At 37.1% G+C, this 11,882-nt stretch carries 15 protein-coding genes; all 15 read right to left on the minus strand.

The window, feature by feature from the left end:
* Nucleotide 1 precedes the first annotated feature (1 nt).
* Nucleotides 2-2,338, minus strand: a complete 2,337-nt coding sequence (locus tag A4245_RS16405; protein ID WP_067729888.1) for a glycine zipper family protein — start codon at nucleotides 2,336-2,338, stop codon at nucleotides 2-4.
* A 71-nt stretch (nucleotides 2,339-2,409) separates the two neighbouring features.
* Nucleotides 2,410-3,063, minus strand: a complete 654-nt coding sequence (locus A4245_RS16410) for a hypothetical protein (RefSeq protein WP_067729890.1) — start codon at nucleotides 3,061-3,063, stop codon at nucleotides 2,410-2,412.
* A 22-nt stretch (nucleotides 3,064-3,085) separates the two neighbouring features.
* The gene (locus A4245_RS16415) at nucleotides 3,086-5,677 is read right to left on the minus strand and encodes an ATP-binding protein (RefSeq protein WP_067729892.1); all 2,592 of its coding nucleotides are present in this window, start codon (nucleotides 5,675-5,677) and stop codon (nucleotides 3,086-3,088) included.
* Between the two features lie 29 nt (nucleotides 5,678-5,706).
* Nucleotides 5,707-6,168, minus strand: coding sequence for a TcpE family conjugal transfer membrane protein (locus A4245_RS16420; protein ID WP_067729894.1), 462 nt, complete (start codon nucleotides 6,166-6,168; stop codon nucleotides 5,707-5,709).
* Nucleotides 6,169-6,227: 59 nt separating this feature from the next.
* On the minus strand, nucleotides 6,228-6,449 hold the full coding sequence (locus A4245_RS16425) for a hypothetical protein (protein ID WP_067729896.1): 222 nt from the start codon (nucleotides 6,447-6,449) through the stop codon (nucleotides 6,228-6,230).
* A 14-nt stretch (nucleotides 6,450-6,463) separates the two neighbouring features.
* Nucleotides 6,464-7,537 (minus strand): conjugal transfer protein, encoded by a 1,074-nt coding sequence (locus A4245_RS16430; protein WP_067729898.1) that lies wholly within the window; start codon nucleotides 7,535-7,537, stop codon nucleotides 6,464-6,466.
* Between the two features lie 22 nt (nucleotides 7,538-7,559).
* On the minus strand, nucleotides 7,560-7,781 hold the full coding sequence (locus tag A4245_RS20435; RefSeq protein ID WP_067729900.1) for a hypothetical protein: 222 nt from the start codon (nucleotides 7,779-7,781) through the stop codon (nucleotides 7,560-7,562).
* A 106-nt stretch (nucleotides 7,782-7,887) separates the two neighbouring features.
* Nucleotides 7,888-8,463: a hypothetical protein gene (locus tag A4245_RS16440; RefSeq protein ID WP_067729902.1), complete on the minus strand. Its 576-nt coding sequence runs from the start codon at nucleotides 8,461-8,463 to the stop codon at nucleotides 7,888-7,890.
* Between the two features lie 36 nt (nucleotides 8,464-8,499).
* Nucleotides 8,500-8,640, minus strand: a complete 141-nt coding sequence (locus A4245_RS19810) for a sporulation histidine kinase inhibitor Sda (RefSeq protein ID WP_084268842.1) — start codon at nucleotides 8,638-8,640, stop codon at nucleotides 8,500-8,502.
* Nucleotides 8,641-8,660: 20 nt separating this feature from the next.
* A complete protein-coding gene (locus A4245_RS16445; RefSeq protein ID WP_067729904.1) occupies nucleotides 8,661-9,020 on the minus strand; it encodes a hypothetical protein in 360 nt (119 codons plus the stop codon).
* Nucleotides 9,021-9,023: 3 nt separating this feature from the next.
* Entirely contained in the window at nucleotides 9,024-10,076 is a 1,053-nt protein-coding gene (locus A4245_RS16450; protein WP_067729906.1) for a ParM/StbA family protein, read from the minus strand.
* A 73-nt stretch (nucleotides 10,077-10,149) separates the two neighbouring features.
* Nucleotides 10,150-10,602: a metal-dependent hydrolase gene (locus tag A4245_RS16455; RefSeq protein WP_067729908.1), complete on the minus strand. Its 453-nt coding sequence runs from the start codon at nucleotides 10,600-10,602 to the stop codon at nucleotides 10,150-10,152.
* Nucleotides 10,602-10,766 carry a sigma factor G inhibitor Gin gene (locus tag A4245_RS20230; protein WP_199860703.1) on the minus strand — a complete coding sequence of 55 codons (165 nt, stop codon included), beginning with the start codon at nucleotides 10,764-10,766 and terminating at the stop codon, nucleotides 10,602-10,604. Before A4245_RS20230 ends, A4245_RS16455 begins: the two co-directional genes overlap by 1 nt.
* Nucleotides 10,767-11,049: 283 nt before the next feature.
* A complete protein-coding gene (locus A4245_RS16460; RefSeq protein WP_067729910.1) occupies nucleotides 11,050-11,667 on the minus strand; it encodes a helix-turn-helix domain-containing protein in 618 nt (205 codons plus the stop codon).
* A gap of 7 nt (nucleotides 11,668-11,674) precedes the next feature.
* A partial coding sequence (locus A4245_RS20235; protein ID WP_234402437.1) for a hypothetical protein occupies nucleotides 11,675-11,882 on the minus strand: 208 nt, incomplete at its 5' end.

Here is an 11,882-nt window from a genome sequence, read left to right on the forward strand (position 1 = left end):
TTTACTCACCTCTTTTCTTTAAACTACCGTAATCATTCGGTTGATTGTCAAATTGATCAGGTGGTAAGGGCATATTTTCTTCCATTGAAATTAAATCAGCATAGTCATTATCGTACATTTTTGGCATATTCTTCTCGGTAGTTCTTTTGTATAGATTATTATTGTCGCTTTCTCTTTCTGAAGGTTCTCTTGTTTCTTCAATAGGTACAGTTGAATACATATGAGGGGTATCATCTATCCAATTATTGGCCTCTGGAATTGGAGCCAAGCTTGTTTTACCGGCTGGTTTTTGATAATGAGCTGTTTGGTTAGCATACATGTTTGGTGTATCTTCGACCCATTCATTTGCAGTTGGGATCGAACGTAATCTTTCTACTTTACCAAGATTTTCAGCTTGATTGCTTAGTTCATTGTTACGTTGTAATTCTTTTACTCCTTTTGCCATTGCAATGGAATAATCGTCTTTTAACGTCCCCTCTTTTTCCATATCCTTTACAAGATTGGCATGGACAGTTTTCAATTCATTTAAGGACACATTTGTAATACCTTCTTTATCAAAAACGTCAATGACATCATCCGTTTTTTCTTTTGTATATTTCTCTGTCATTTCTTCATTCATAAAGTTACTAAGGTTATTTGCTCCATCATCCGTTAATTGATTAACTTGATTGGGAAATGCTGAATTTCCATTTTGCTTTTTCAGTGATGCTAATTGAAGTGACCTTTGAGCTTGTATGCCATTCCTAGCTACCTCGCCAATACTTCCTTCTCCTGTAGCCACTTTCCCTACAGAACTTCCGATGTTAGCACCTGACATGGCTCCTACACCCCCTGTTGCCATTGCACCAATAGCTGCACCTGATGCTGTGCTTACACCTTGCACTCCTTTTTTTAGTGGATTGGTAACTGTGCCCATCCCATCTCTTAGCTCGTGAATCCCTTTGGATCCTGCCGAGAAAATGTTGCTAATACGTTTACGCAAAAGGAATATAAGCATAAACAACACAAAATGGATAATCGCCACTGTAATATAGCTAAAAAAGGCGTTCCCATTATTGTTGTTTATCGCAAAGTCTGTTTGATAGAGCAACTCGGACAAAGCAAAAATTACCAATGCTGCAAAGGAAACTAAGATCTTTAACACCATTGGTAAACCAAGTTCAATAAAATAACGTTTTATAATGTTGAACTGTCCGGGAACTGCCCCAACAAGTAAAGCAAATGGAGCAAAGAGAGCTATAATCATAAACCAGAATTGAAACAAAATGAGCGTCAGGGCTAAAATATAAATTGGAATTGAAGTAATACCGTTAATTGACAGGTACATTGGTGTGAATGATAGCCTCTTACTTACATTGCTATACGTAACAAATTGATTTTTATTTACATCTTTTTCGATTATAATTTCTTCATAGCGTGATTCTGTCTTAGGTTTTTTCTTCAGAATGTTTTTTACTCGTTGAATTGCTTGCTGTTCATTACCATTTTTATTTATTTCTTCCAAACTTGTTACTCCATACATCATATAAAGATACGGTCGGTCTACAAACATTGACCATAAATTATCTCTCATTTTTTGTTTAAGATTTTCCTCGTTTAAACCAGTAGGAGAATTCGTAGCAATTGGGCTGGTTTCAGTTGGATTACTGGTTTCAACTTGACTTTGGTTTCCCGAAATAATTAGCTGGCTTGCTTCAGTGGTTACCTGATTCAATCCTGTTAGGAATGAGGAATAATTGGTAAACAGCAGTACTGCAATAGTGAGTGCAAAAATAGTTTGAAGAATCGTAGAAAGTGAACTAAACATAGAGCGTTTCCATAAAAGCATATAAACTGCGTAAATCACCGCTAGTATGGCTACAAATTTAGCAAAGTTCCCAAAAAGCCCTGATTCTGATATTTTACCATTTGCTGTAATACCAGAAATCGGAGCCATAATTTCACTCAATTTGTTAATGATACTATCTACAAACTCAAAGTCATAAGCAATATCTAAAGTAGAGATCATCATACGGGTCATAAGCAAATTTAATTCAAATGCAGTATTAATCAAAAAATTAAACAGTTCATTCATTTTTTTACCAAAATTATCTTTCATATCTAAAAACCAAAATTTATTCTTAGTGTTTTCCCATAAACTTTTGTCTTCACCAAAATCATCTGGAACAGCATCTAGGTAATAGTATGATGTTTCCTCATCTTTAAACTCGCCTAGCTGCTGTTGAGAGGCTTCCTCGGCATAAATAAGACTTGGATGTATCAAAATAATACATACTGAAAACGCAGATAAAAATAAAGCAGCAAAAACTTTAAAGTTTAGTTTCATAATTTTAGGCAATAAAAAAATAATCCCTTTATATTAGGGATTGTCTTAGGCCTTGTACCTCCTTTCATATTTACTTATATTTATTAATCATCAAATCCGTATTCATCCTCTATTGGTTCTTCACTTTCTTTATAAGGATGGATAATAGTCCCTGAATTTTTATCTGATATCCTATCAGGAATAATTGTTTCTAGAAATGTTTTCACGACCCATTCCCCATCATTATTTTGTTTCAAACTAATATAATTGTAATCATTTGAATTATCAAAGGTTTCATATTCATACCAAGGCTCAACTCTATAGATAATCTCTTTCTTTTCTTCATCATAGACGTTATCATACCTCCGTAACTCGTATTCATCATTAAGTTTTTCAAACTCCTTAAATTTATCAGGATTCTGTTTTTTATAGTTTTTAAAGTTTTCATCTTCAACTAGTTGATCAGCAGGTACATCTAATTCATTACCTTCCATTCCCATTACAAATTCACCAATAGTGTCTTTCCCATTTGGTGAGAGCATTTCATAAACCTTTGGGATATTCAATTCAAATCCGGCCTTATAGAATTCCAATGCAATTTTATCAGTTTCTTCAAATACCTTTTCCATTTCACTTTGCTTTTCGTTAGCCGAATTATCACCTGTATTGGCATTTCCTTCATCAGTAGAACTACATCCGACAATCAATACACATGCAATAAAGGTAAAACCTAACAGCCAAGCTTTGTTTAATTTCACGATAGTAACTCCTTTCATTAATTTACGAAGTTCGCACCAGCTCCCTTTGACGTTCTTCTTCTGTAGAGGTAGAGGAGTCAAATGCATTCAATAACTCTCGGAACACAGGATTAATATGAATGACTGCCGATCTTCCAAAGATATCTTGGAACAACGCGTCACCACGACCGAGATTCTTTAAAATTTCTATATTCTCATGTGTTTCCGGAAGATTAAAATAATTTAGCATCTCTAATGCTTCTTCCGTTTTACGTAACCCAAAACTGAATTTCATTCCCATGTTTGCTACATCTTGTCCATAGTCAGAAGCGTTTTGTGAGCCTTTAATCAATGTTGTATTATAGTATCGTCCCATTCGTACGATAAAGTCCATAAGTTCAGATCCAATAGAACTTCTTTCGATTACACTAGCTTCATCTTGTAAAATAAATTTATGTCTCATACGGTCACTCTTGAACATATATTGCTTGGTAAACGCTGTCAGAGATATCATAATGGCTTCTGAAATTTTATGCTGCGGACGAATGTTTTTCGCCGTACTGCCAGGTAAGTTCAAGTATTGAACCATCAGCACTTGAATTGATTTATCTGATTCCAGCACTTTATAATTTTGGCCAACCTCACCAAACAGCAGTCGCGCAAGTTGGTTTCTTCGTAAGGTCTCTAAAGTGCCTTTTAATTGTTCTGCAGATTTAAAACGTTGATTTGTTATACTGTTTGATTTGTTTGTACATTGCACTTCTAAATAGTTGATGACACCCCCAATACATGGGTCCTCTTGTTTGGAAACTTCTTCGATTGCTTCACTTAATACAGCATACGCATCATCATGAATATCAATATTGGTTAAGTGAGATAGGATATCCATACAAACATCCTTTGCCTCTTCCAAACTTGCACTTGTACGGAAGGGATCAAGTGAACCAGCATCCTCTTCGTGTGAACCAATATCCCATACAGAGATATGTTCTTTTGGTATATGAGGCAATCCTTCTTTCCACCCTCGACGGTCTCCTTTTGGGTCGATGATTAGACCTTGTGAACCTGTCAATGCGGCAAGATATACGAACAAGTTCATAAGAAACGATTTACCTTTTCCTGTCATTCCTGCAACAAGCACAGAAATGGAGTCAAAAACATTATTCATGCTTTCGTATGCCTTAGCTGCTAAATCAGGCTGAATAAATACTGGCTTTTGAAATTGTTTCGTATAGCCGATATAGAATCCTCTGTTATCTCCAATATTGGTGGTGGCTCCGAACATCATGCCTGCAAGTATGCTAGGAGAAACATGCATTGGATAGTCCAAATTAAACCTTTTTGAACCTGGAATAGTTTCCATTAATAATTTTAATTGTTCTCCATATGGTGATAGAACTGTAATACCGAATCTAGATAATTCACTAATCAATTTATCCACTCGGTTTTTTAAAGTTGACTTATCTTTGGAACTCACCTTAAAGACGAATGAACAATTGTATGCCGGCTGGGCTGTCTGTTTAAAATAGTTTTCTATCTGTATTGCCCCTTGCTCAGATTCTTCAACACTCAGATCAATGTTTTCTTCCCCTTTTTGTGCTTCTTGCCTCTGATCCTTGAATTCCAGACGGGCATTTGATAACCGTTTGCGTACCAACTGGTTGGATTGGTGGTTGGCCCGAATGGAAATACCAACAGGAAAAGGCATACGGCATTGAATATGATAGAGCCATTCAAATCCAGGATGAGCGTTTATATCTTCCATGTTACTGGATATCAAATATTGTGTATATAGTCCTTCTATCTCATTATCAATTACCTTATTTAACAGCAAGGTTTTTGGTCCAATTTCCTCAATATTAGCATTCTGCAGGTCAATAAATGCTTTTTGTTTCGGACGAATCGCAGCGTGAATTTGATCACTATTATATTCTTTTCCTTTCACCAATTCCCCTGAAGAAAAGTTATCTCTAAAGGGCACATCATTATAGGAAGGTGAGACAGAATATGTCTTTTCAATTAGATAAATCAGCTCTTTAGACGTGGCAGGTTTCACCATGGAAGAGAATCCATCGATGATGTTGTTCACCAGACCATGTGCCTGTTCTTGATAAGCCTCTATAATCTCTAATGGAATATCATAGGGATCCAATCCTACCGCACGATAAATAGGTGAATTTAACCCTTCCAAGAATCGTTTGAATGCAAGAATTGCATTATTACCAACGTTGGAAGATTGATATTTATTCTTAGTCGGATTCAGTTGTACTCCAATATAGTGTATATATTCCCCCGCTTCATTTTTAGAGCGTTGATTATTTAATTGAGCTTCCACCTGGCGCATGAAATCAATTCCGTTCTCTTTCAACGCATAGTCCAGTTGGTTCATTTCGTTGATGGTCTGGTTCATGATATCACTTACATTCGTTGGTGTTGGATCAATAATGAAATGTAAATCATGTCCGTTGTTAGACAGAAATGATAGTTGGCGTTGAAATGGCTTCATTTTATCTTCAAAATCAAGAAAGTCATAGCTGAAACCATCAATGCGATAATAAGCCCACACCGTTTGATCATGGGCAAAAATCAAATTATTTTCCACATGCTTAATCGGGAACTCCAGTATTCTAGGCAACGTGTCAGTTCTCCCTTCCTATTAAATAGTTATTTAAACGTTACAAATCCTTTATATCCGTATCTTTTTTCCTTTAATGCTTCCTTTTTCATGCCATACGTAAAATGACCATGAAATTGGAGTGATGTCTCTTTTTGTATCTCTTTTCCACGTACATATGTTACACTTTTTAACTTGCGCATATGGTACAATGCGAGCGAACGAAAGAAAGCAACTGGTAAACGACCTTCCGTTCCAATATCAGTCAACAGCCAAGCAAGTGTAATCGGTATTACCATCAATATACCAACCGGAACCCATTTGATAAACTCACCAAAGACAGGTGTGAAATACCAGATAACTTCGATTAATCCAAGGCTTATTGCATATAAAACTCCTTTTAAAGGTATGGGTCTGCCTAATTTCAAGCCGAAAATCTGATAAATCTTCCGGTCGAATTTTAAAAAATTATTGATAAAATACAATGGTATACGTCGTTTTTCTTTATCCATGGTTTCACCTCATTAAAGTAGTGGACAGACCTTCCAAAAAGTAAGGACTGCCCTAAATTTTATCCACCTATATTAAGTTTATTACTCATCCATTCAGCTAGAGTCAAGATCGTCTCCGGGTTAATAACGAATATAGCGATGAACGCTAACCCAATAATAGAAACTGCTAGCAAAATCCAGGCTCTCTTAACAATGCAGACGATTAGTAAAATTGCCATCGCAAAGAACAGTACATACTTCACTTCGACTGAAAACCACTCCCATAATGGACCTATACTCACTTAAAAACCTCCCTTTAATCATTTTTTTTAGTGTTTATCTCTGATACCACATAGTGTTCCTTCTCTTTTGTGACGGTTAAATGATAAAGCGAATTTATTTGTGTCTTTAACTCGGGATCCTCAAAAGTAACCTTCGAAATAACATGATTCTCATCTTCTGAATCCCCTTCATAGACATCTACTTCCTTTACCTCTACAAAATTCATTGCACCATTCATTCCGTTTGGGTTTTCCTTATCCGTAAGAATGTAACTAAGCCTTTCTTTATCATCTTCTGCGTAACTAGCAAAAAATGTATTCAAGAAGTTACTAATCTGCCTAATTTCATTACCGTCTTTTTCGGAGGTGTAATTGGAAACTTGTTGCATCTGTACATCTGTCGCTTCGTCGATATACGTAATAGAAGGCAATTCATAGACGCCATACGTATTCCCATTAAACGTAACGGGAACCACCAAAAATTTGACCAATGCCTTTGTTTCCGTTTCCGACTTCAATTCGTTAACTTTTTTCTTCTTTCCTTCCTCATCCTCTTTTTCGACTTCTACTTCATTTTCCACTTCACGCGACATCTCCGCCCAAACCTTAAACGTCATATGAGCTGAATTGCTATCTATTTCTTCTATCTGCTTAATGGCACTATTTTTATATACGGCATCCCAAGCAACACTCTCTTTTATCAGTCCTGCCTGTTCATCTAATCCTTTCGCTATGAAGAAATATAAACGATCGGATCTTTCCTCCCATCCTTCACTGTCATTGGACCATGTATAGTAATCCCTGATAAAATTTTGAGCGAATTGTACCGCCTCTGGTTTGGTTGCAGGATTCACTGTAATCTCTTTCTCAGCCACTTTCGCTTTGGGGGAGGGTGGTTTTGATGTGATGGACACCATAACGACTAAAAACATGAACAGAAACAACAACCAAAAAACAATTGCACCTAACTTTCGGAAAACATGCGTCTTTGGTTTGATCACTTTTTCTTTTTTTGGTTTTTCATTACTAGTAATAAAATGCTTTAACTTTTGTAGCCATGTAATCCCATTCCTCACATTTCCTTTACCTTTCTTCGTAGGTTTTGTCACAACACAAGGCTCCTTCCTATCGTTAAATTCGCTTACTTGATCCGAAGACAACAAAAATAGCAATGATGATAAGAAATGTTGTGATTGCTCCATATCGAACGAGTGACATATCATAAAGGTTTACGATATGTTGTTTAAATTCCTCCCAAAGTGGCTGAATACTAGGAAACTCTTCCAACACAACACTTCCAACAATAAGGAATAAAAATATCCCTAAAACAATTCCCAATAAAAACCGAATCACATTAAAACTCCTTTCCTTTAACTAGATAGTTACTGACAGAGAATGACTTAAAAATCACCCTTTTCCTCAAAATAAAAATACCCCCACTACATTCAGCAGAGTATCTTCAAAAATTTGCTCGTTTTAATTTTTCAGGATAAATTTGTTTATTTTTCTCCCTCCTTTGGAACCACCGAATGACTTCATCCGCTTGAGTATCTTCTGACCGATTGTAAACAGACACCATTCTTTCCAATGTATCCTTTTGTTGAAGTTCTCTCGGAACAATGGATTGCTGACTCAACTTCTGTTGAATTTTAGAATGCTTCTGTCTGAGTCTTTTCAGCTTCGATAAATATCGGTTGTAGAATTTGCAACAACCGCTAAAAATACCCAATAACACGATAAGCAACAATGCTTTTGGTAACGCAAATACGATTGACACGATAATAGAGACCGGAAAGAAAAGAACTGCCATCCAGCCGGTAGTCAGAAGTGCAAGAAATAGCCCAAAAACAAACCATGCAGTTAAAATAATCAATGATGCTTTCTTGAATTGCCGATAGGTTAGTCCATGTCGAAAAAAACTGTGAAACTTCCCTGTGTGATTATCCTGTTTATGTTGGAGCACTTTCCTTTCACGGTTTATCCTAATCATCTCCAAATAACTGTCATAAGTCTGTTCGATTGACATTTTATCCATTGGCTTCACCTCCTTACCGGATATTCGTCAATACCGTTATTTCTTATCTAGATTGCCTGATCGCTTTTCCAGCTCTCTCTCTAAGAGATTTATAAAATCTTCATCTAGTCTCAGTTCCTGCGCCTTTTGATAAGCCTCCATCAGCAGTTCATCGGATAATGTATTTAAACTTTCCATGCACTTACGCCCCTTTTTCTCTAGGCATTCATATCGATGCCAAACGAAGAAAGAAATGATTGGGCTGTATCGAATACAGCATCCTTACTTACAGCACCCTCCTGTTCTTGTGGGAATTTATTGCTTGTTGGAGAAACTCCCCTTTCCAACATTTCCATTACCTGTTGTTGCATTTCTTTCATTTCTGTCAATTCAGCCATTACTTTTTGAAGGTCCCTCTGTTCTGCCATTTCCGCTTGCATATGGCGATATGCGATTGTAAGCATCTTCCGAATGGTTTCACTTCTTTTACGTGCAGGTATTTGTTCCATAAAATCATTGATTTCTATATCATCTTCCGTTAAACGAAAACTATATCGTCTCTTCCAGGTCTCTCCCATAAATTATCCCAGCTTTTTCTTCTGTTGCTGATCGAATATGGCTTTCCTTAACCGCAAATAACCGATAGCATTGGCAAATTGGCATTCGTTAATTCTTTCCATCCGATTATCAAAGTGTGGCTGGATGAATGGCTCAAATAGCTCACCACCTCCACCGGCTAGAAATAATCCATCAAACAAGTCACTCTCTTCAGCCCAGACAGCTTTCAGACGGTCTGCAATATTGGCTGCAATGGACTGTTTGCTCTTATAAATAACACCGCTAAAATCCAGGCTTTTCCCCTTATATCTTAAATTCTCGTTTGTTAGTATCCGACTGATGAAAAATTCATTTAAATCTGCCCCACCAGTTTGCACTTTATATGCTTGTCTAATATCCCGATGGAGATTGATAACCCCCTCATCGACAGTTCCTGATAGTTTGGCCATTGGGATGAAAGAGCCATTCTCCTGTATTTCCACAACTACAAAATCCGTTGTCCGGAACCCAATGTCAATAAGCGCTATCAAACTGCTTTCCTTCATCAAATGGGGATACGTATATCTCCCTTCATGATTGATCAAAGCAGAAAAGATTGCCGATGCCCCTTGAGGAAATACCAACGCCTGACGGATATTTATCCGCCTCTCCTTTTTTTCAAAAGGACCTGTAAGCCAATGGACTACGGGCTGCATCCCCTGAACGGACTGCCGAAATTCCTTTGCCTGAGACTGATAGAAGTCCAGTGGCAATCCGGTTGACAGATGAATAATCTCTGAATCTGACACCAACTGAATGGCGGTGTTTAATAATATCTTGGTATATACATGACTGAACCGTTCTCTTTCAAATATGCGGGAAACAGATCGTGACTCGGTTGCCAGTTCTCCCACGAAATAATCATCCTCTTGAATGGTTAGATGAATATTCTTCATATCCCTTGGAATATCACCCAATACACTGGTAAGACTCCGTGCATATCCTTTTCCAACAAGGGAAGGAAAAACAACTCTTTTACCTGATGAGGCAATTGCTTTTACATATCCATAACCTAGGTCTACCGCTACATTTTCCATTTCATATCTCCTTTCATGGTTTTCCTTTAATGTAGATTTCTAACAATATCGATACTTTTGCTCAAAATTGGCATCAAACGAATGTTTTCAATAATTCCCGGCAAATGTATCCAATCAATAAGACAGCAGCCGTTCTATCAATTAATGTAAACATTAGGGGGCTGACGCTAAAACCGACTACCTTTTGGGCTGGATAAAATAGCTTCACCTTTCCAGTCAGCATGTCACCTACAATGTGTGCGATAATTCCTGCCATCAATGAAGCACAGAACCAGAAGTCCGAAAAAGGCCAAAAAATCATCCCTACCATAAATACAAATAGCAGGGAATGTGTCAGACTTCGATGTCCAACCAATTTATTTAGTGGATAGGAGATTGGATAGAGTAGTCTGCCAAACTTTGACTTATGTTCGTCCATATCGGGAATTACACCTGCCAGCCCTCCTATGAAGGCTCCCCGCAAATCTCCACCTGTTATCATATATCCGGCAACTGTGCCAGATAACATGTGTGTTGTCCATTCCATTAGGAGTGGCTCTCTATTTTCAGGCTATTGTAGAATGCTTTATTAATTTCTTCCTCCAGCTGAGTAATCCAATCTAAACAATCATGGCAAAAAAATTGACTGTTCTTAACCCCACCGTCATCAACCTGTTTTTTGCATATATTACAAGCGATATAATTTTTCACTATTAACTCACCTCACCATGTGGTTATTTTTAGACCAGCCCAATAGTCTCCACACTTGTTTATCATCACTATTCAATGGAATAAATGTTAGCCTTGGTGAATAGGAAACTCTAATCTAGTACCTCGCTCACATTATTGAAGACAATCGTATATTAAGAGAGTGAGAAGGGAACACTCACTAAAATCGGCTTAATCCGTTGTTATATAAACGTCTATAGTACCTTTAAGGTGTGGTTAAAATGCCACACATGTGTGGTTTTTTTGACACACCCCCTGTACATACTTACCCCTTCTTATTTCCATTCTTATAATCAAGATAGGTTCTTCGCCGATATAATTTCCCGAATTCATGACCGTTTTTCAACCATAACTTCCACTCCAAATAAACCTTTTGCCGCTCCAGCTTATCAAATTCCATTACCAGTCTTGCTAACGTTGCATTTATTCGGTTACGATCGCCCGCATAGATTAATTCTGGATTCATGAATAACGGACGTTGGGTAACATTTCGTCTATATTGTTTGATTTCCTGTACGTCTGCAAATTCAAAAAGCATTCCTTTGTTTAACAATTGGGTAATAATTTTACTTGTTGCAGACCTTTCCCTACCTAAATAACGGGCTATTTCTGATATGCTCAAAAAATGATTGTTATTATGATCAATAATTGCGTTTGAATGCAATTGCACCAAAGGCATTAAAGATAATAACACCCCGATTTCACTGTTGGTCAAATGTCTTGCCTTGATGATAGCACTTAAATTTTCCTGGATAGCCTGGCAGAACCTTGCTTTGTTCTTATCTCTTAGCTTATATAATCCATAGCCTTGATCATTGGCTTTCTTTTCCTCCTGCGATACGGAACTTAAATTGACATTGTGAAGCTCTGATGACTGTTTCATACTATTATCACATCGACTTTTTCTCCTTCCTTTTGAGATAACCTTGTATACGTTCTGCCAGCTTACTATTTCGCTGTGCAACAGTGTCATTTTTAATAGCCATCTGGATTGCTTGCTCAGAACCCACAAACACCACTTTTTCTTTTGCCCGTGTGCATTTATGAATAGTTATGTTTTTGTCCATATCGTAGAAACTACTAATACAACAAGGATTA

Source organism: Oceanobacillus damuensis, assembly GCF_001618145.1.
GTDB lineage: Bacteria > Bacillota > Bacilli > Bacillales > Amphibacillaceae > Oceanobacillus > Oceanobacillus damuensis.